The sequence below is a fragment of the Streptomyces sp. NPDC102278 genome (genome assembly GCF_044766345.1).
GTDB lineage: Bacteria > Actinomycetota > Actinomycetes > Streptomycetales > Streptomycetaceae > Streptomyces.
Window position 1 is genome coordinate 190166 of the sequence record NZ_JBIWLV010000008.1, and the last position, 19872, is coordinate 210037.

Here is a 19872-nt window from a genome sequence, read left to right on the forward strand (position 1 = left end):
GGGAGGGCGGGCCCAGGTGGGCCCGCCCTCGGCGGTGATGGTGGTGGGTTATGCGGCCTGGCTGATGTCCTTGCGCTTCTGCTCGGCGATCCAGTCGTAGACGTCGGCGGGGTCGTAGCGGGTGTGCTTGCCGACGCGGAATCCGGGCGGGCCGGTGCGCTTCTTGCGCCACTGGTAGAGGGTCTCCACCGGTACGTCGAGGAGTTCGGCGACGTCGTCGGGGTTCAGGTAGCGGTCCGGGAGTCCACCGCGCAGGGTGGCGCGGGGGTCGCTGTGGGCGGGCATTGCTCCTCCAGCGGAATCGGCAGGGTGAGGAGTGCCGAGCCCCGCCGCTGAGGCGGCGGGGCTCCCTGGCGTGTTGGATTTACATTGCGTTGAGTCGCGACTCAAGCGACTCAAAGCGGCTCAGCGGGCGGTTCTGAGCGGGTTGAGTCGCTTGAGTCGCGACTCACGGGAATGTGGAGCGAACTATTTGAGCGTGATCCCGGTGTACGTCGGGACCTGCCGGCCGTACTCGTCCCGCGGGCGTTCCCGGTGGAGCTGGGGCACGACGGATTGGAGGTTGCGGCCGAAGACCTGCTTGGTTCCGGCGCGTACGCCGTTGTCCTCGGCCCACTCGCGCCAGACGTTCCACAGGGCGTCCACGGGCACCGTGGATTCGGGGCCGGTGGTGCAGCGTTCGCGGACGAACGCGCTCGTGGGGGAAGCGGTGTCCTGCATGATCATGACCGCGTCCCGGGAGGATGCGGGTTGGGTGATCCGGCCGGTCCGCTGGAGTCGGGCGAGGCCGTCTAGAGCCCAGTTCAGGATTCCGGGCATCTCCCGCTTGAGGGACTCGTCCAGGGTGGTGTCTTCCTTGCCGAGCCAGGAGACAGTCATGTTGAGGACGATGAACCGCCTGGCGATCACGCCGGAGGAGTCTCCGAAGCTAGGGAGTTCGTTGGTGAGGATCATCAGCCGGGTGGGCAGTTTCCCGGTCCACAGGTCGCGGTACTTCCGGTCGATGTCGATGGTGTCCTCACCGGAGATCGTCAGGAGCCGCTCCACCACCTGACCGCCCTCGTTGCCAGTCAGGCGGGCATCGGAGATGACCGCCAACGGCTTGTCGACCAGGGAGGACAGTCCGAAGTTGGTGCCCAGGCTGGCCAGGGTGGGGCCGGCGATGTTCTTCCTACCGACGAACTCGGTCAAGACCCGGGTGATGGTGCCCTTCCCGGACCGCGTCGGCCCCTTCACGAGGAGGATCTTCTGCTGGTCGGTCCGACCGGACAGGACGTAGCCGAACCACTCCTGCAAGGCCTGGATGGCGCTGGGGTCGTCCGGCCAGAGCTGGTTCAAGAACTTCCCCCAGGCCGGGGCCGTGGCGTCCTCGTCGTAGGCGAACGGCACCGACACCAGGTTGAAGAACCCCGGCGTGTGAGGCAGCAGGGCCCGGTCCCGGATCCGCAGAAGCCCGTTCTCGCACGCCACGATCGGACTCCGGTCCGCCGCGGCCTGGTCCCGGTCGATCCAGGACGGGGCGTCCACCTCCGAGGGCAGGAGCGTGATGGCGGACAGGGCGTCCAGGAGGTTGCTCAACTTTGTTCGGGTGGGCGCCCATTCCCGCACCTCCGGCAAACCGTCCTTGTCCATGCCGGCCACGTAGGTGGCGTGCTCCAACTGCTTGTAGAGGGTGGCGCGCATCTGCTGCTCTTCGAACTCGCGCCAGCAGGTACCGCTCCAGCGCATCCACGCTCCCCGCCACCGCCGGCACAGCAGACGCCCCTCCTGGTCCTCCCAGCCGGGCAGGATCCGGCGTGCGACGGCCATGGGGTTGGTCGGAGCGGGCAGCTCCTTGGCGCGGCTCATGCGGCCTTCCTCCCTTCCTGTGGGGCGATGCGGGGGCATTCGGTGCGGTGCTGCTGGTGGTCGGCGATCAGGGTGAGTGCGCGCCGGTGTCCGGCCGCGAACAGATCCCTGCCGCATGAGCACCAGGACCGGACGGACGGGGTCACGCCGCGGCCGGGGGCGACGGTGTGGAGCCAGGCGACGGGGCGGCGGCCGTCGTCGCCGTGCGGGTCAGGGCGATGGGCAGAAGGGACGCCTTCGGCGACGACCTTCGCCGCACCACGCCCGTCCGCGGCCGGGGCCTGTTCGGCGGGGCGGGGGCCGGTGGTCACGATGCCCTCACCGCCACCGCAGTGAAGCCGTTGGCGACCGCCCGGGCCGCATACGCCTTCGGCACGCCGACGGCGACGGCCGCGTCGATGATGCGGTCCCCGAGGATCTCCAGCCCGCACGGGCCGGGGCAGGCGGTGTGCTGGTTGGCGAGGAAACGTGCGACCCCGTACGCGGTGCTGCCGGCGCCTTGCTCGCGGCAGGCGGCGATCCGGGCGAGACCCCGTTCCAGACCGGTGCGGACGAAGACTTCGGTATGCCGGCATCCGGTGGCCACCGACCGGTCCCAGACGGCGCGGGCGGGGGAGGAAGAGTCCACCTCCACCCGGAGCGGGCGGGTGGTCTCTTCCTTCACGACCAGCGCCCGGACGGCATCCGGCAGGAGCGTGATCGACCCGGCCCCGGGGCCGTACCAGCGGGCGTACTGCATGAAGGACTTGACGTCGATGCCGGGCCGGACCTTGTTGGCGGACCGCATGGCGCCCCGGTAGACCCAGTGCTCCCCGCGGGTCGTCTCCACAACCTTGGTGACAGGAAGGTTCTCCCGAGCCCAGGTCATGGCATCCGCGTTGTCGAGGTCCACGACTGTGAGGTCGGCGCCGCCCGGGTGGTAGCCGACCGCTTCCGCCTGGCGCCAGGCGGAAGCCCACGTCCAGGAGGTAAGAACGTTCGGGGCGGTGGTCGCGGCTGCCCAGCCGTGGCACGGCGCGGGGCACTGGCAGGGGCCGGCGGCCTTCATGTGCGGCCGGTCCCCGCAGAAGGAGCCGGTGCAGGCGGGGCAGTTCCCGAAGGGAAGCTTCCCCTCCCGCAGGGGCAGCGCGGGCAAGCCCATGTCGGCGAGCCAGAGGGCGGTTTGCAGGTTCGGGGGTAAGGCCGCGCGGCCGGGGCCTCGCGGGAAGTCGGTGGTGTGGGTCATGCTGGTCTCTCCAGTTCTTGCGTTCTGGACGAGAGCGGCCCCGCTTCATTGGCGTGAGAGGGGGCCGCTCTCGGCATGTCGGACGGGTGATGCGGAATCCCTGCCGCAGGTGGGGTAGGGAGGCTTGGGCACCCCCCGGCGGGGTACGTGTGGAGGGGGTTTCGGGTGTCTGACCTGGGATGCCTCCCTGCCTCCCTGACAGATCATTTGCCCAGGTCAAGGCCAGGGAGGCGGGTCAGGGAGGGGGTTAGGGACTTCTCCCTGCCTCCCTGACCGTGTGGGGGTGCGGTTCCCTCTACTCGGCGGCGGAAGCGGAACCCGTCTGGGGGCGGCCGGCGATGACGCGGGTGATGCGGTCGCGGCCGATGACCATGCGCCCGTCGGACTTGTACGGTTCGGCGCCGGTGCCGTCCAGGACCCGCTTGAGGTCGAGGAAGGACCAGCCGCCGTACGCGTCCTCGTTCAGCGCGGCCAGCCGCTTGAGGACGTCTTGGGTCAGGACGCGGGGGTTGTCGCCGAGCACGGTGAGGATGTCCGCGAGCGGGTCGACCGCCGGCCCGCGGGTGACGGTGTGGGCGGTGGTGACTCCGTCGCGCAGGGCCTTGGCCCGGTCGGCGACGGCGGTGGCCTGGTCGGTGTCGATGTAGTGGGTGCGGACGGTGATGGAGGCTTGTCCGGCGGGGATGGTGATGCCGTCGGAGGCGACGACCACGGTCCCCTTGTCGAGACCCTGCCGAAGCAGGTGCGGCGCCGCCCCGCCGTCGACGGCCTTGTCACCCAACGCCATACGGGCCTGCGACTCGGTGCCGAGCACGAGGGACACGCGGGTGTGGGCGCCTTCCCGGACGAGCTTGGGAAGGTTCTGGTCGGTGGGGTCCTGCGTTCCCTCCCACAGGACGACGTCCACGGCCCGCCCCTGGTTGTGGATCTTCCGGACGGCCATGAAGTACCGGGAGGTGGCCTTCGATCCGCCGTAGGGGCGCTTGTCATCGCCGACGGCCGGGCACATGAACGCGACCTGCGCCTCATCCACGATGCCGACCAACGGAGGGAAGACGGTCCCGGGCGGGGCCTGGATCCGGCGTTCCATCTCGGCGACCAAGCCCTCGACCATCTCGGTCGCCTCGATCACGTGCTCATCGGTCGGGCCCTGGATGAGGGTGGTGGCGAGGCCGTCGAACATGCCCCAGTCGCCTACGCCCTTGAGGTCGGCGATCCGGAACTCCACCGTGCGATCCAGGGCGAGCCACAACGCCAGTGCGCGCAGCGCGGCGGTCTTGCCCTGGTTCGACAGACCGGTGATCAGGACCATGCGCTGGTAGAGGCTCATGCGTGCCGCGTCGCCGCGCAGGTCCTGACCCCAGGGGGCCTTGCCGGTCTTGTAGTTCGCGGTGGCCGTCTGGTCGGTGACCAGCGGGGACGGTCCGATCGGCTCGTCCAACGCCCCGGAGTCGGCGATCCACAGCCGCACGGTGCGGGCCGCGGTGGGCAGGGTGATGAAGACTTCGTGTTCGTGACGGGCGAGGTTCTCGGCGAGCTTGCGGCGGCGGCCTTGCACTTCGGCGGTCGAGACGCCGGAGGGGAGGGTGACGTCGACTTCCACGCCGCATCCCGCGATCCGGATCGGCCCCAGCATCCCGGCGCCCGCGTCCCCCATCTCCTTGATCGCACCCCGCAGCGGTGCAATGCCGAGATCCCGCAGGGCGGTGACCACGATCGAGGGGGTGATGGGGGCGCCGGCGTCGTCGCGCTGCTGGGCGGGGAGCGCCCACTGGGGTGCGGTCTGCCGCTGACGGCCTACGCCCCACAGGGCCAGTAAGGCCAGCCAAGGGCCGATGGTGACGGCCGGCCCCCACACGATCGTGCCGACGTGGACGATCCAGCGGATCGCCTCGATCACCGCCGAGATCGGGGCGACCACGTCGCGGATGTCCTTGTTGGCGATGGCCAGAACGATCCCCAACGCCAGCAGACCACCCACGGTGAGCCCGGTGCCGAACAGTGCGCTGCGGGCAGCGTCCTGGGGTGCTTTGAGGAGGTCCATGCGGCGGTGATGGCGGGCGGCGCGGAAGCGGGTGAGGCGGTCTTCCCACTCCTTGGCTTCCTCCCAGTTCCCCGCCGCTTCCGCCGCCCGGATCATCCGCTCGTACCGGGATCCGGTGCGACCGTCCCAGGTGCGCTTCGCGGTGATCCGGGTTCCGCCGATCACGTACATGCCGTGCCGGGCCACCAGCCGCGCCGCGGTGCGGGTCCGCTCGTGCGTGACGGCCGTGCGAAGGCCGCGGGCGGTGCGTTTCCACACCCGAACCGGCCGCACACTCTCGGCGGCGGCCGGGGTCGGGGCGGGGTTCGTGTCGGTGGTGGTGGGTTCTTTGAACAGGGGGACGACGTTGTCGGTCATGCTGTGGACTCCTGCTCTCGCCGAAAGGCGGGTGGGTAGGGCCCAGGGGCGGCGCGGTTTCCTTGGCCGGGACGGCCGCCCCTGGGGCACCACTACTTGTTGATGCGGGCCTTGCGCGCGGCTTTCTCGGCCGCCTTCGCGTCCAGCGCCTGGCGCTCTTCGCGCTCGCGGGCGCCGTCGATGATCCGGTCGACCTTCTTCTCCAGGTCGCCCTGGTAGACGGTCTGGCTCGCGATGCCGCGCTTGGCCATGCGGGCCGTGTACCAGGCGATCTGGGCGATCTCGCCGGCGGTGAACTTCGGGTCCTTCGCCATCACGGAACTCCTGCTCTGGGCCGGGCTGTCCGGCTCCCCTTCACCACCCGCTGGGCGGGTGGATCGGGCAGCCGTCAGGCGGGCTGCAGTTCGTGCGTGTGGCACAGGACGGGGCCGATCAGCGGGCTGATCCGGTGGACCGTCCAGCGGCCGGCCGTGAGCGGGCCGGGCGGGACCGCGTCCACGATCCGGCCGGTCCGGCCCGCGGCGCGCGGGTCGTCCTCACATGAAGTGATCAACACTTTGTCCCCTGTCGTGAAGGGCATCCGAACTCCTCGGAACGGGGGAAGGGGTTCAGCCGCGCTTGCGGCGGGTCTTGCGCACGTTCTTGACTGCCTGCGTTCCGGCGTCGCCGCCGACCGCCTTGACGACGCTGTGGACGCCCCAGCCGAGGACCAGGGCGAGGAAGGCCAGGAACGCGATGTTCGCGGCCATCGCGGTCAGCGCGGCGATCAGCAGCGGGCCGAAGTACACGCCGGCCGCGACGGCCCCGGCGCCGAAGCCGGACCCGAGCGCCAGGCGCTGGACGGTTCGGTCGGGGGCGGCGTGGTGGATGTGCTGGTGCACGACCTGCGGCCCCGTGTACGTCTCGGGGAGCTGGTCGGCGTAGACGTGGCGGCCGTCCGGGAGTTGGACGACGCGGGCGGGTTCGGGCAGGTGATTCACGAGCGTCTCCCTTCGAGAAGGCTCACGCGGCCACGGCCGCAACGACAGGGCTCATGAGGGCGTGCATGGCGGCGGTGGCCTGCTGGGGGACGACCCCGTTGCCCAGGGCCTTGAGCTGGGCTGTGCGGGAGAGTCCGGGGACGTCGGTGACGTGACCCTCGGGCAGGCCCATCAGCCACTCGACCAGGGCCGGGTTCAGGCGTCCCAGAGGGTCAGTTGGCCGGGGAGCGGGACGGTCGAGGACGGCTTCCCAGCGGCGGATCGCGGGACCGTAACCGCCCCAGTCAGGGTCGGGTTCCCCCGCCCGAACGTCGCTGATCGCCGTTCGCTGTCCGCCGCGGTCGGGGTGGGGAGCAGGTTGACGATCACTTCGTTGAGCGGTCGGGCGTTGCGGCCCATCAGGTTGGACTTGCCCGAGCGTCCGTCCCGCGCCGCCGGCGTCGGCAACAACCGCACCGTGGTCCGCAAGTCCAAGCCACCCGTGCCGTGCGTCCCCGCCCCGTTCGTGTCCGACGTCCGCGGGGTCGGCAGCAGTGGCCACGACGAAGAGCCGGTTGCGTTGGTGGGGTGCGCCGACGTCGGATGCGCGTACACACGTCCACCGCGCATCGAACCCGAGGGCGGCAAGGTCGGCGAGGACATCGGCGAATCCGAGGGAAAGATGCCCTGCGACGTTCTCAAAGACCGCGTGGCGGGGTCGAAGAACGCCAAGGGCACGGGCGATGTGGGGCCAGATGTGCCGGTCATCGGCGACTCCCTTGCGCTTCCCGGCGGAACTGAACGGCTGGCAGGGGTAGCCCCCGCACACGACGTCGACCGGCTCGACCCGCCGCCAGTCGACCGCGGTCAGGTCTCCCAGGTTCGGGACCTGCGGGTAGTGGTGGGTCAGGATGCGGGAGGCGCCGGGGTCGTTGTCCGACACCCACGCGGCAGACCCGCCCATGACGGTCTGGACGGCCATGTCGAGACCGCCGTAACCGGTACACAGCGAACCGATCCGCAGGCTCATCCGGCCACCGCCGCCGCGGCATCCCGCTCACGTTCGGTCTTCAGCGTCTCGCGCACGATGCGGGCCTTCGCCGGTGAGGTGCGCAGGGCCTTGCGGATGCCCTCGCCGGTCAGCTTCTCGACCGGCCACGACTCCGTCAGACTCCGCGCCTCAGCCAACAACTCGACTTCCGAGCGGGTCGGTCGGGTCGATCGGGCGACCGCGGGGACTCGACCGGTCGCCCGACGCGGACGTGTCGACTCGGCCGCCACCGCCACCAGCGGACGCACCTCGATCGACTCGACCGGAGCGACGAGGGAAGAGTCCACCTCTTCCGTCGGCTCGGACTGCCCGGCCAGGGGTTCGACCTGTTCAGGGGTAGACCGATATGCGGGGGTGTGGGTGGATTCTTGCTTGGCCGGGTCGACTGCCGGGCGGTGGTGGAGGACCTTGGCCACCAGGTCGGAGCCGAAGTAGATCGACCCGACCGGAAGCGACGTCGCCAGCAGCACGAGCGCCCAGTTCGTCAGATTCCCCTCTGCCAGTCGACTCCAGCCGATCGACTCGGCGTGCAGCTCCGGCAGGAGTCCGTGAACGTAGTTCAGGACCAGTGACGCCAGGGTGTATCCGGCGAGGACCCGCAGGGCGAACTTGCGGGCCTCGTTGGTCAGCACGAGGGCGGCGACCAGGGCGAGGGCCATCAGGCCGTCGACCACGAACGGGTACAAGGTCGCTGCGACGTCGTCGGCGCCGATGGCCTTCGCGATGTCCCGCAAGGCGTTCCAGGAGACCCGGAACGCCATGGCGACCACGACGACCAACGCGAGGACAAGGGCGATCTTCGCTGAGCGGTTCATGCCGCGTCACCGGAGGACGGGAGGTGGCCGGCCCGGTTCTCCAGCGCGGTCCACTCGGCCAGCACGCGCCGGCGGGCCCGGCGCAGTCGCTGCCGGTCGACCTCGGTGGGCGTGCGGTCCAGCGTCACGATCTGCGCGTCCAAGAGGTCGCGTTCCGCCAGGATCAGCGGCAACTCGATCTCGATCGCCATCAGCTCCGCGTCCGTCGGCTCCAGGCCGACGGACCACGGGGTAACACGGTCCTGAAGTGGGGCGATGATGTCCACGGGTCTTGCTCCTTCGGTAGAGGAACGGGACCCAACAGCAGCCCCGGCGTTCGAGCGCCGGGGCTGCACTGCGTTGGGGTGAAGCAGGGAGAAGAACTCCGGCTCCCCTCGACCCCGCCCGTACGAGACGGGCAGAGGAGGCAACCGGCCGCGGCAAGGCGGCAAGGTTGAGCAGTACGCATGTCTCCTTCAGGTCTGGGACCTGGCGTAGGCGTATGGAGACGTGACCTTTCGGTCTAAGCCCTCCGGTGAATGACAAGGCGCCGGGTCGCCTCCCCCCGTCCGCTGCGGGGCTCCTGGTGTTCCATGTCGCGCTTAGGAGCGGGCAAACGAGGGCAAACTTGGCCCTGCTGCACCGCTTGTTCAACTTGTCGGTACAAGCTGATGCAGTGATGTTGCACCCATGGACAGTGAGTCGTCAAGGGATTGGGGCCTACATGTACCAACAAGTTGAGCGAGTGCGTCATGATGGGTCCATGAACAAGCAGCCGAAGTACCGTCAGGTGGCTGACGCCCTCCGTCGCGAGATCGATAACGGCGTCTACCCGCCGGGGTCTCGCCTGCCTTCCGAGAGTGAGCTCTCGACGCGATTCGAGGCGTCGAGGAACACCGTGCGATCGGGCCTGAATGCCCTGGTCGGTGAGGGGCTGATCTTCTCCAGCCAAGGGCTCGGCTACGAGGTGCGTAAGCATGAGGTCTTCGAGCTGAACGCTTCCCGCTTCGAGAACTTGACCTTCCCGCAGAACGGCGACGCGTACAGCACGGACGTCACTAACGCCGGGCGTCACCCGACTCAGACGTTTCGCGTCGAGGTGACGCCAGCAACGGACTTCGTCGCCGGACGCCTCAAGGTCGACGTCGGCTCCACCACAGTCTTGCGGTTCTGCCACCGCTTCGTGGACGACGTGCCGTGGTCCACCCAGGCGACGTACTACCCCGACTGGCTTGTGAAGGAGGCGCCTCGCCTCGCCGAGCCTGGGGATATCGCGGAAGGCACGACCCGCTACCTGGCGGCCGCTGGGATTGAGCAGGTCGGCTACTTCGACGAGATCGCCACGCGCATGCCGACTCCTGATGAGTCGCGACTCTTGGACGTGGGAGCTGGCGTGCCGGTGCTGCTCTGGACCCGCACGGGGTACGCGGGCGACAGCGTCATCCGGTGCACGATCACCACGTTCCGTGGAGACCTCAACCGCATGAACTACGAGATCGGCGAGCTTCCCGACCGACTCAAGGATGGGCGCTTGTGATCATCGAGACTGCAACGCCTGATGACCTTCCCAAGCTTCTCGCGTTCCGGAAGGAAGCGGCGGCCTGGCTAAGCGCACTCGGTTCGGATCAGTGGCGTCGTCCGTACCCTGCGGATCGCCTGCTGGCGACCATCGAGACCGGGACGGTCTTCATGGTCCGTGATGGAGGGGCGACCGTAGCGACGATCACTCTCACACCTGCCGCAGAGGAAGGTCTTTGGCTGGACGAGGAACTCGCCCAGCCTTCGATGTTCGTGAACAAGCTGACTGTCGCTAGGGAGTACGCCGGGAGAGACCTCGGGGGGCGCATGCTGGATTGGGCGGGTGATCGGGCGTATCGCGCCGGTATGACCTGGCTGCGCCTCGATGCATGGACGACGAACCAGGGGCTACAGCGCTACTACGTTCGGCACGGCTTCGAGTACGTTCGAACCGTGAGAGAAGGAGGGGCGGTGAATGGTGGGCCCCGCGTCTCAGGGTGGCTTGGGCAGCGTCGAACGCGCCTCGATGAGAGCCACGGTCTTACTGACAGGACGGTGGATTCGCCAACCGCTGTTCGGAAGCGCCATTCGTCGGCAGGCGGAGGTGTTCAGTCCACCTCGTCGTCGTATGACTGCGGCAAGTGACGGACTGATCGCTACTATCACTCTAGTGGGCTAAGTAGAGCGGCCCCGACATTCTAGGGGTGGGCGTGACGGCGACTCGGGGTCTGTTGCGGGCGTACATCGATGAAACCGGCGATCGAGGTATCCAGCCGTCGTCATCACCCTTCTTTGCCTTCGCGGCAGTGGTGACGCCTGACGAGGCAGAGGCTGATCTGCGTGCAGCTATGTCGTCCCTGCGCCGAGACTTGAAGGTTCCCGCGGGCAAAGCGTTGCACTGGAACCAGCACGTCAAAACGCACGCCAGGCGCCAGCACGTCGCCGGAGTCTTGGCCCAGCTCGCCGACGTTCAGTTGATCTACATCATCGTTGAGAAGGCTGCCATTCCCGCGAGCGCGGAGATGAGGCGTGATCACGCGGTCTTCTACAACTACGCGGCTGGCATCGTCACGGAACGGATCCTGCTCTCTGCAGGTAACTGGCCGGGCGGGTCGCGAAACGTTGTAACTAGGTTTGGTCACGTCCGAGGGTTCGACCATCGGAAAACGGAAGCGTACTTCCAGATCAAGAAGACGCTGCCAGGGACCTTCGTGCCCTGGGGCCTGATCAGCGGGCGCGTGCATTTTGATGACCAGGCTGCTTGGGACGGCCTTCAGGCAGCAGACCAGTACGCCGGCATGCTCTGGGCTGCGCTCAAGGCGGATGAATTCGGCGGCCATGACGAGTCCCACCTGATGAAGATCAGGCACCAGATTCGACGTGACCCCGCTGGCAGGTCCCGGAACTATGGCTTCAAGATCCTGGGCAACGAGGCGACCTTCACGGGGCTTCCGTGGTGGCCTCAGGGGGGTCTCTAGATCTGGACAGTGAGATGGGCCGTATGAAGGCCCGGGGAGCTTCAACCGACCAAGTCGGAAGGGTCTGGCAGCAGACCAAGCTTCATCCCCGCGACCGTCACGCGGCCCATCTCGTTGTTTCTACCCTACCGTGTGGGCCCTCGTGCGGCTACGGCTTGCACTGCCGCGACGCTTCGAAAGGTTGCGCGCCGGCCACCCTTGGGCGTCTGGGCCGTCTGTGGGCCGTCGAGGGGCGGCCCAGGACGGCCAGCGACCACCAGCAACAACCACGACGGGCCCGGCACCATCAGGTGCCGGGCCCGTCGTTTGTGCTGCTAGACCCAGGTGTCCAGCCACATCCTGCCGCGCCAGGAGTCCATCGGGAGGGACCGGCCCGTGTAGATGGGCCAGAAGTAGATGAAGTTCCAGACGATCAGCAGGACGAGCACGCCCGCGCCGATCGCGCCGATCGCGCGGCGGCGTTCCGAGGAGCCCGCCGGCCCGAGCATCGCGCCGATCATCATCGCCACCGCCAGGCACAGGTACGGGACGAAGACCACCGCGTAGAAGAAGAAGATGGTGCGCTCCTGGTAGTTGAACCAGGGCAGCAGGCCCGCGGCCAGCGCGCACGCGATCGCGCCCGCCCGCCAGTCGCGCCGGAACAGCCACCGCCACAGCACGTACAGCAGCGCGAAGCAGCCCGCCCACCACAGCAGCGGTGTGCCCAGGGCCAGTACCTCGCGGGCGCACTTGGCGGTCTCCGTGGCCGGGCAGCCGTCCGTGCCGGGCGCGGGGGACTCGTAGAAGTACGAGACGGGCCGGCCGAGCACGAGCCAGCTCCACGGGTTCGACTCGTAGGTGTGGCCCGAGGTCAGGCCGACGTGGAACTTGTAGACCTCGGTCTCGTAGTGCCACAGGCTCCGCAGCCACTCGGGCAGGAAGGACAGCGCGCTGTGCTGGTCGTTCTTGGCGGCCCAGTCGCGGAAGTAGCCGCCCTTGCCGTTGTCCGGGCTGAGGATCCAGCCCGTCCACGACGCCACGTACACCGCGATCGCCACGGGCACCGTCGACAGGAAGCCGGGCAGCGCGTCCCTGCGCAGCATCGCCGCGTACGGGGCGCCCGCCCCGGCCGTGCGGCGCGCGGCCGCGTCCCACAGCACGGTCAGGATCCCGAAGAAGGCCAGGACCACCAGGCCGTTCCACTTCGTGCCGAACGCCAGGCCCAGGCAGACGCCCGCCAGGATCCGGTACGGACGCAGGCCGAGGCGCAGGGTCTGCGCGACGGCGAGGTCCGGGCGGGTGCGTCCGTCCTCGTCCACGGGGAGCGCCGCCGCGAGTTTCGCCCGGGCCTTGTCCCGGTCGACGACCAGCGCCCCGAAGGCCGCCAGGACGAAGAACATCAGCACCAGGTCGAGGAGGGCCGTGCGGCTCATCACCAGGTGCAGTCCGTCCACCGCGAGCAGCGCGCCCGCCAGGCAGCCCAGGAAGGTGGAACGGAAGAGCCGGCGGCCGATGCGGCACAGCATCAGCACGGACAGGGTGCCGAGCACGGCGGTCATGAACCGCCAGCCGAACGGATCGAAGCCGAACATCCACTCGCCGAGACCGATCACCCATTTGCCGACCGGCGGGTGCACGACGTAGCCCGGATCCAGCGGCAACGCCACCCCGTCGGGGTCCGAGAGGATCTGCTTGTCGATGTCCTTGGGCCAACTCGCCTCGTAGCCCTGCCGGATCGTGGCCCAGGCGTCCTTGGCGTAGTACGTCTCGTCGAATATCACCGCCTTGGGGTTGCCCAGGTGCACGAACCGCAGCACGCCGGCGACCAGGGCCACCAGCAGCGGTCCGGCCCACGCCATGACCCGCTGCCAGGTGACCGCCGCCGCGGCCGGCACGCCGAGCGCCGTCCACAACTGTGCGGAGGGCCGGGCGTACGGGGGCACGAGGCGCGTACGGACGTCCGCGTCCGGGGTCCGCGGCGCGTAGCCGAAGCCCCGCAGACGGCGGAGCCAGACGGACGGCTCGGGCTCGGAGTCGCGTCCGCCCGAGGGGGCGGGCGGGGCCCCCGCGGGGCTGGGCGGCGGCGTCGCGGTACTGGTCACCGGGTCATCGTAGGGAACGCGCCCCGGGGAACCCCAGCGCCGGGGCAGTGCGGGGCGTGCCGGGTGGGGCTCCTGAGAGGATGGGCGGGTGACGACTGACCAGCCCCGCGGCGCCGAGACCTCCCCTTCCACCGGTGTGCTCGTGCTCGCCGGCACCCCGATCGGCGATCTCGCCGACGCCCCGCCCCGGCTCGGGGCCGAGCTGGAGCGGGCCGACGTGGTCGCCGCCGAGGACACCCGGCGGCTGCGCAGGCTGACCCAGGGGCTCGGGGTGCACACCACCGGGCGCGTCCTGTCGTACTTCGAGGGCAACGAGTCCGCCCGCACCCCCGAGCTGGTCGAGGCCCTGGAGGCCGGCAAGCGGGTGCTGCTGGTCACCGACGCCGGCATGCCCTCGGTGTCCGACCCCGGCTACCGGCTGGTGGCCGCCGCCGTCGAGAAGGACATCAAGGTCACGGCCGTGCCGGGGCCCTCCGCCGTGCTGACCGCGCTGGCCCTGTCCGGGCTGCCCGTGGACCGGTTCTGCTTCGAGGGGTTCCTGCCCCGCAAGGCCGGCGAGCGCCTCGGCCGGCTCCGCGACGTCGCCTCGGAGCGCCGCACCCTCGTCTACTTCGAGGCCCCCCACCGGCTCGACGACACCCTGGCCGCCATGGCCGAGGTCTTCGGCGCCGACCGGCGGGCCGCGGTCTGCCGCGAACTGACCAAGACGTACGAGGAGGTCAAGCGCGGCGGGCTCGGCGAGCTGGCGGCGTGGGCCGCCGAGGGCGTGCGCGGGGAGATCACGGTCGTCGTGGAGGGCGCCCCGGCCGCCGGACCCGGCGACGTGGACGACGAGGAGCTGGTGCGCAGGGTGCGGGTGCGCGAGGAGGCGGGGGAGCGTCGCAAGGAGGCCATCGCCGCGGTCGCCGCCGAGGCGGGCGTACCCAAGCGGGACGTTTTCGACGCGGTCGTGGCGGCAAAGAACGCGGCACAAAAGGTGCCGGGAATCGGTAAAGAGCCGGCCTGAAAAGCAAAGCTCGGACCGCGCACCGGGCGCTTTCGGACATGACTCGCCCAAAGGCCGTCCAACAGTCGACAGGGCCTGATGCGCTCCCGCCCGAAGAGGCGTCCACTGGCTGTGCACCAGTGGAAAAAGAGGAGCTGGCATGACTGAGATCGCAGACACCCCGGTACCCGGACCCGTCGCCGCCACCGCCGCCCAAACCCCCGTCGTCCCCGCGCCCTCCACGCGCGCCGTCCGGACCGTGCACGAGGCGTATGCGTTCGCCTGCATGAAGTGCGGGTACGGCTGGGAGCAGGGCTACGAGATAGAACACCACGTCGACGGCGAGGGCCGGCCGTTCATCGTCTGCACGGTCCAGGGCGAGCGGGTCCCCTCCCCGCTCTCGAACCCGACCTGCGTGAACTGCGGCGGCCACGTGGTCCGCATCATGCGCGAGGGCCAGGTCAAGTCGGTGCTCGGTACGCTCGACCGCCTCTATCACCACCCCGTCGCCCCCGGCATCGCCGGGCCCGTCCCCGCCGGGGCGAACACCCCGCGCACCCCCAAGCCCCGCACGTCGCCCCCGGCGCCGGTGACCGTGACCGACGGGGAAGGGCGTCGGGGACTGCTGGCCCGACTGACGCGGAGGTTCCGCCGGTCCTGAGCCCGCCGCCGCGCGGGACGCGGGGAGGCGTCCCGGTGCACCGGTCATAAGATCGGCCGTATGAGCCGTACCGCCAACGACGCACCGCCCCCGCTGCCCGAACCGCTGCGGGTGGCGGTCGCCGATTCCCACACCCACCTGGACATGCAGTCGGGCACCGTCGAGGAGGGCCTGGCCAAGGCCGCCTCGGTGGGCGTGACCACCGTCGTGCAGGTGGGCTGCGACGTGTTGGGCTCGCGCTGGGCCGCCGAGACCGCCGCCGCGTACGAGAACGTCCACGCGGCCGTCGCCCTCCACCCGAACGAGGCCCCCCGCATCGTCCACGGCGATCCGGACGGCTGGTCCCGGCAGGGAGCCCGCGCAGGCGGCGGCGACGGCGCCCTCGACGAGGCGCTCGCCGAGATCGAGGCCCTCGCGGCGCTGGACCACGTGAAGGCCGTCGGCGAGACCGGACTCGACCACTTCCGTACCGGTCCCGAGGGCATGGCGGCGCAGGAGCGTTCCTTCCGCGCCCACATCGAGATCGCCAAGCGCCGGGGCAAGGCCCTGGTCATCCACGACCGCGAGGCCCACGCCGACGTACTGCGCATCCTGCGCGAGGAGGGCGCGCCCGACCGCACCGTCTTCCACTGCTACTCGGGCGACGCCGAGATGGCCCGCGAGTGCGCCGCCGCCGGCTACTACATGTCCTTCGCCGGGACCGTCACCTTCAAGAACGCCGCCCCGCTGCGCGAGGCCCTCGCCGTGGCCCCGCTGGAACTGGTGCTCGTGGAGACCGACGCCCCGTACCTCACCCCGGCGCCCTACCGCGGCCGGCCCAACGCCCCGTACCTGATCCCGCTGACGGTGCGGGCCATGGCGGCCGTCCGGGGCCTCGACGAGGACGCCATGGCCGGAGCCCTGGCCGCGAACACGGCGCGCGCCTTCGACTACGTCGCGCCCCCGGGCGCCGCGCTCTGACACACCCGTTCGCCTGACACGCTGCGTAACCGAACGACTTTGGTGCGTGACGGTCGTTCCCGTTAGGGTGCCCTGCCCGAACCAGCGGGGCCGGACCAGTGGAGCGAGCGTCGTGAGCGATACCCAGGGCAGTCACCGCCGTGGCGGTCCCGTCGGCCCCCTCCCGGAGGCGTACCCGGAGCCCGCGACCCGGCCCGGGGCGGGTCCGGAGCCCTGGGACCCGGAACCTCCCGGGCCGCCGGGGCGGTACGGGTCACCGGGGCCGTCGGGACCGTACGGGTCGCACGGGTCGCACGGGTTGCATGGATCGCACGGGTCGCACGCGTCGGCCGGTCCGTCGGGTTCGTCCGGTTCGTTCGGTCCGGCCGGTCCGTCGGGAGGTGAGCCCGTCGCCGCGTGGGACCCGGAACCGGTCTGGCCCGAACCGGCGCGGCCCGGACCCTTCGCGGATCCCGGCGTCGTGACTCCCGCCCCCGTGGACCCGGCGGACGTCACGGTCGCGGCGGCGGCCCTGCCCGGAGCGCCCGTGTCCGGCGTGCCCGCGCCCCGGTCCGCGCGCCGGCGCAAGGCCCCCGAACCGGGGTGGACCCGAGGACGAGGCCGCGGCGCCGACACCCTCCCGTCGCCCTACGACCCGCCGCCCGAGGAGCCCGCGGGCCCGGGCCGTCGACGCCGGCCGGACACCCCGCCCGGACCCGCCCCGGCGGTGTACACGGCGGACCTCGACACCCTCGTGAACCCGGCGGCCCCCGGCTCCGGACGGCGCCGGGGAGCGGACGCCGCCCCCGAGGCACCGGGAGAGCCGGCCGCCGGCCGCCGCAGACGGGCACTGCCCCCCACACTCCCGCCGGGCCCGGCGGGTGCGGGCCCGACCCCCACCGTCGTGGACCCCGTACCCGCCCGGCCCCGCCGCTCCACCGGTGCCGCCGCCGACACCTGGCGGCGCATCGTCCCGCAGGCGCTGGTCGTCGCCTTCCTCGCCGGCGGCACCACCGCCTTCGTCGCCGCCGACAAAGCGGTACGGCTCACCGTGGACGGAGTCCCGAGGTCCCTGCACACCTTCGCCGGCGGGGTCGACGAACTCCTCGCCGCGGAAGGGCTCGGCGTCGGCCCGCACGACCTCGTCGCCCCGGCCCGCGGCAGCGCCCTCGACGACGGCGAGGACATCGTCGTCCGCTACGGGCGCCCCCTGAGGCTCACCCTCGACGGGGAACGCCGCCAGGTGTGGACCACCTCCCGTACCGTCGAGGGCGCGCTGCGCCAGCTCGGCATCCGCGCCGAGGGCGCCCACCTCTCCGCGCCCCGCACCACCCCCGTCCCGCGCAGCGGCCTCACCCTCAACGTCCGCACGGAACGCGGTGTCACCTTCCTGGCGGACGGCCGCGAGACCACCGTCCGCACCAACGCCGCCACCATCCAGGAGGCCCTCGACCAGGCCGGCATCACCCTGCACGGCCAGGACAGCACCTCCGTCCCGCCGACCGCCTTCCCGCGCGACGGCCAGATCGTGACGGTCCTGCGCATCACCGGCACCCGCGAGGTCCGCGAGGAGCGCATCCCGTACGAGGTCGAACGGGTCAGGGACGACAGCCTGTTCGCCGGCACCGAGGTCGTCGAGCGGCCCGGCCGACCCGGCACGCGCCGGGTCACCTACGGTCTGCGCACCGTCAACGGGGTCCGCCAAAAGCCCCGCCGGCTGGCCGACGAGATCGTCCGCGCACCCGTCAACCGGCTCGTGAAGGTCGGCACGAAGGCCCTGCCCGACTCCGTCGCCGGGGCCGACGGCCTCGACTGGGGGGCGCTGGCCCGGTGCGAGTCCGGCGGCCGGGCCGCCGCCACCGACCCGTCGGGGACGTACGGCGGGCTGTACCAGTTCGACGTACGGACCTGGCAGGCCCTCGGCGGGAGCGGACGCCCGCAGGACGCGGCGGGGACGGAGCAGACGTACCGGGCCAAGAAGCTGTACGTGCAGCGGGGGGCGACTCCGTGGCCGCACTGCGGCCGTAGGCTTTACCGGTGAGCACCGCAGAGCAGCAGCCTGAGAGCACGACCCCTGACGCCCTTCTCGGCCCGGCCGACATCCGGGAGCTGGCCGCCGTACTCGGCGTCCGGCCGACGAAGCAGAAGGGCCAGAACTTCGTCATCGACGCCAACACGGTCCGCCGGATCGTCCGCACCGCCGAGGTGCGGCCCGACGACGTGGTCGTCGAGGTCGGCCCGGGCCTGGGCTCGCTGACACTCGCGCTGCTGGAGGCCGCCGACCGGGTCGTCGCCGTCGAGATCGACGACATCCTGGCCGCCGCCCTGCCCGCCACCATCGAGGCGCGGATGCCGGCCCGCAAGGACCGCTTCTCCCTCGTGCACTCCGACGCGATGCTCGTCACCGAGCTGCCCGGCCCGGCACCCACCGCGCTCGTCGCGAACCTGCCCTACAACGTGGCCGTCCCGGTGCTGCTGACCATGCTCGACCGGTTCCCGACCATCGAGCGGACCCTCGTCATGGTGCAGGCGGAGGTCGCCGACCGGCTCGCCGCCGAGCCCGGCAACAAGGTGTACGGAGTGCCCTCCGTCAAGGCCAACTGGTACGCCCACGTCAAGCGCGCCGGGTCCATCGGCCGCAAGGTCTTCTGGCCCGCGCCGAACGTCGACTCCGGACTCGTCTCGCTGGTCCGCCGGGCCGAGCCGATCAAGACGACCGCCTCCAAGGCCGAGGTCTTCGCCGTCGTGGACGCCGCCTTCGCGCAGCGCCGCAAGACCCTGCGCGCCGCGCTGGCCGGCTGGGCCGGCTCGGCGGCGGCCGCCGAGACGGCCCTCGTCGCCGCCGGCGTCTCGCCGCAGGCGCGCGGGGAGTCCCTGACGGTCGAGGAGTTCGCGGCCATCGCCGAGAACAAGCCCGCGGCGGAGAGGCCCGCACTGTGACCGGGCACGCGAGCGACTCCACGACCGGGCACGCGAACGACTCCGTGACCGGGGCCGTCACGGTGCGGGTCCCCGCGAAGGTCAACGTCCAACTGGCGGTCGGCGCCGCCCGCCCCGACGGCTTCCACGACCTCGCCAACGTCTTCCTGGCCGTGTCCCTGTACGACGAGGTCACCGCGACCCCGGCCGCCGGGACCAAGGTGACCTGCGAGGGCCCCGACGCCGATCAGGTCCCCCTGGACCGCACCAACCTCGCCGCCCGCGCCGCCGGGATCCTGGCCGAGCGGGCCGGGCTCACCCCGGACGTGCACCTGCACATCGCGAAGAACATCCCCGTCGCGGGCGGCATGGCCGGCGGCAGCGCCGACGGGGCCGCCGCCCTGGTGGCCTGCGACGCCCTCTGGGGCCTGGACACCCCGATGGCGGAACTCCTCGACATCTGCGCGGAACTCGGCAGCGACGTGCCGTTCAGCCTGGTCGGCGGGGCGGCGCTGGGCACCGGACGGGGCGAGATCCTCACCCCCGTTCCCGCCGGCGCCTTCCACTGGGTCTTCGCCGTCGCGGACGGCGGCCTCTCGACCCCGGCCGTCTTCCGGGAGTTCGACCGGCTCGCCGCCGGCCACGACATCCCCGCCCCGCAGGCGTCCCCGGCCCTGCTGGCCGCCCTGGCCTCCGGCGACCCGGACGCCCTCGCCCCCACCCTGGTCAACGACCTCCAGCCGGCCGCCCTGTCCCTGCGCCCGCAGCTCGCGTCCGTCCTGGCCGCCGGCACCGCGGCCGGGGCCCTCGCCGCGCTGGTCTCGGGCTCCGGACCCACGACGGCGTTCCTGGTCCGCGACCGCGCCGCGGCGGCCGGGGTCGCCGCCGTCCTCGACGCCTCCGGGCTCTGCCGCGCCACCCGCGTGGCCTCCTCCCCGGCCCCCGGCGCGACCCTGCTCTGACCGGACCCGCCCGCCGGCGAGGCCGTGTCCCGGCCCCGCCGGCGGCGGCGG

General features: G+C 71.2%; 21 protein-coding genes. 9 read left to right on the plus strand and 12 right to left on the minus strand.

Going from position 1 to position 19872, the window contains the following annotated elements:
• Positions 1–48 precede the first annotated feature (48 nt).
• The 11 genes from ACIRO3_RS20945 to ACIRO3_RS20995 form a co-directional block, all read right to left on the minus strand.
• Positions 49–285 (minus strand): helix-turn-helix transcriptional regulator, encoded by a 237-nt coding sequence (locus ACIRO3_RS20945; protein ID WP_385638681.1) that lies wholly within the window; start codon positions 283–285, stop codon positions 49–51.
• A gap of 183 nt (positions 286–468) precedes the next feature.
• Positions 469–1848: a phage/plasmid primase, P4 family gene (locus tag ACIRO3_RS20950; RefSeq protein ID WP_404138835.1), complete on the minus strand. Its 1380-nt coding sequence runs from the start codon at positions 1846–1848 to the stop codon at positions 469–471.
• Positions 1845–2159, minus strand: coding sequence for a hypothetical protein (locus tag ACIRO3_RS20955; protein ID WP_404138838.1), 315 nt, complete (start codon positions 2157–2159; stop codon positions 1845–1847). The genes ACIRO3_RS20950 and ACIRO3_RS20955 overlap by 4 nt, the downstream gene beginning before the upstream one ends.
• A complete protein-coding gene (locus tag ACIRO3_RS20960; protein WP_404138841.1) occupies positions 2156–3073 on the minus strand; it encodes a bifunctional DNA primase/polymerase in 918 nt (305 codons plus the stop codon). Before ACIRO3_RS20960 ends, ACIRO3_RS20955 begins: the two co-directional genes overlap by 4 nt.
• Before the next feature lie 295 nt (positions 3074–3368).
• Positions 3369–5474, minus strand: coding sequence for an ATP-binding protein (locus tag ACIRO3_RS20965; RefSeq protein ID WP_404138844.1), 2106 nt, complete (start codon positions 5472–5474; stop codon positions 3369–3371).
• Between the two features lie 92 nt (positions 5475–5566).
• Entirely contained in the window at positions 5567–5788 is a 222-nt protein-coding gene (locus tag ACIRO3_RS20970; protein WP_404138846.1) for a DUF6257 family protein, read from the minus strand.
• 74 nt (positions 5789–5862) lie between these two features.
• The gene (locus ACIRO3_RS20975; RefSeq protein WP_404138849.1) at positions 5863–6054 is read right to left on the minus strand and encodes a hypothetical protein; all 192 of its coding nucleotides are present in this window, start codon (positions 6052–6054) and stop codon (positions 5863–5865) included.
• A gap of 28 nt (positions 6055–6082) precedes the next feature.
• The gene (locus tag ACIRO3_RS20980; RefSeq protein WP_404138852.1) at positions 6083–6454 is read right to left on the minus strand and encodes a DUF6251 family protein; all 372 of its coding nucleotides are present in this window, start codon (positions 6452–6454) and stop codon (positions 6083–6085) included.
• A 22-nt stretch (positions 6455–6476) separates the two neighbouring features.
• A complete protein-coding gene (locus ACIRO3_RS20985) occupies positions 6477–7463 on the minus strand; it encodes a DNA cytosine methyltransferase (protein WP_404138854.1) in 987 nt (328 codons plus the stop codon).
• Positions 7460–8299 carry a DUF2637 domain-containing protein gene (locus ACIRO3_RS20990; protein ID WP_404138857.1) on the minus strand — a complete coding sequence of 280 codons (840 nt, stop codon included), beginning with the start codon at positions 8297–8299 and terminating at the stop codon, positions 7460–7462. Before ACIRO3_RS20990 ends, ACIRO3_RS20985 begins: the two co-directional genes overlap by 4 nt.
• Positions 8296–8565 carry a DUF6284 family protein gene (locus tag ACIRO3_RS20995; protein WP_404138860.1) on the minus strand — a complete coding sequence of 90 codons (270 nt, stop codon included), beginning with the start codon at positions 8563–8565 and terminating at the stop codon, positions 8296–8298. Before ACIRO3_RS20995 ends, ACIRO3_RS20990 begins: the two co-directional genes overlap by 4 nt.
• A gap of 476 nt (positions 8566–9041) precedes the next feature.
• Here ACIRO3_RS20995 and ACIRO3_RS21000 point away from each other — a divergent pair, with 476 nt between their 5' ends.
• From ACIRO3_RS21000 to ACIRO3_RS21010, 3 genes are read left to right on the plus strand one after another with little or no spacing between them, the layout of a single operon-like run.
• Positions 9042–9815: a GntR family transcriptional regulator gene (locus ACIRO3_RS21000; protein WP_404138862.1), complete on the plus strand. Its 774-nt coding sequence runs from the start codon at positions 9042–9044 to the stop codon at positions 9813–9815.
• A complete protein-coding gene (locus ACIRO3_RS21005; RefSeq protein WP_404138864.1) occupies positions 9812–10441 on the plus strand; it encodes a GNAT family N-acetyltransferase in 630 nt (209 codons plus the stop codon). Before ACIRO3_RS21000 ends, ACIRO3_RS21005 begins: the two co-directional genes overlap by 4 nt.
• A 59-nt stretch (positions 10442–10500) precedes the next feature.
• A complete protein-coding gene (locus ACIRO3_RS21010; RefSeq protein ID WP_404138867.1) occupies positions 10501–11274 on the plus strand; it encodes a DUF3800 domain-containing protein in 774 nt (257 codons plus the stop codon).
• A gap of 314 nt (positions 11275–11588) precedes the next feature.
• Here the strand turns inward: ACIRO3_RS21010 and ACIRO3_RS21015 are convergent, their stop codons facing one another.
• Positions 11589–13355 (minus strand): dolichyl-phosphate-mannose--protein mannosyltransferase, encoded by a 1767-nt coding sequence (locus ACIRO3_RS21015; RefSeq protein ID WP_404138870.1) that lies wholly within the window; start codon positions 13353–13355, stop codon positions 11589–11591.
• Positions 13356–13443: 88 nt separating this feature from the next.
• Here ACIRO3_RS21015 and rsmI point away from each other — a divergent pair, with 88 nt between their 5' ends.
• The 6 genes from rsmI to ACIRO3_RS21045 all read left to right on the plus strand — a co-directional run bounded on the left by rsmI (position 13444) and on the right by ACIRO3_RS21045 (position 19821).
• On the plus strand, positions 13444–14361 hold the full coding sequence (gene rsmI, locus ACIRO3_RS21020) for a 16S rRNA (cytidine(1402)-2'-O)-methyltransferase (protein WP_404138873.1): 918 nt from the start codon (positions 13444–13446) through the stop codon (positions 14359–14361).
• A 139-nt stretch (positions 14362–14500) separates the two neighbouring features.
• On the plus strand, positions 14501–15001 hold the full coding sequence (locus ACIRO3_RS21025; protein ID WP_404138875.1) for a hypothetical protein: 501 nt from the start codon (positions 14501–14503) through the stop codon (positions 14999–15001).
• A gap of 60 nt (positions 15002–15061) precedes the next feature.
• Entirely contained in the window at positions 15062–15961 is a 900-nt protein-coding gene (locus tag ACIRO3_RS21030; RefSeq protein WP_404138877.1) for a TatD family hydrolase, read from the plus strand.
• 460 nt (positions 15962–16421) lie between these two features.
• A complete protein-coding gene (locus ACIRO3_RS21035; protein ID WP_404138880.1) occupies positions 16422–17981 on the plus strand; it encodes a ubiquitin-like domain-containing protein in 1560 nt (519 codons plus the stop codon).
• Positions 17978–18880 carry a 16S rRNA (adenine(1518)-N(6)/adenine(1519)-N(6))-dimethyltransferase RsmA gene (gene rsmA, locus ACIRO3_RS21040; RefSeq protein WP_351376707.1) on the plus strand — a complete coding sequence of 301 codons (903 nt, stop codon included), beginning with the start codon at positions 17978–17980 and terminating at the stop codon, positions 18878–18880. Before ACIRO3_RS21035 ends, rsmA begins: the two co-directional genes overlap by 4 nt.
• 44 nt (positions 18881–18924) lie before the next feature.
• Positions 18925–19821 carry a 4-(cytidine 5'-diphospho)-2-C-methyl-D-erythritol kinase gene (locus ACIRO3_RS21045; RefSeq protein WP_361782880.1) on the plus strand — a complete coding sequence of 299 codons (897 nt, stop codon included), beginning with the start codon at positions 18925–18927 and terminating at the stop codon, positions 19819–19821.
• The last annotated feature ends 51 nt before the right edge of the window (positions 19822–19872 follow it).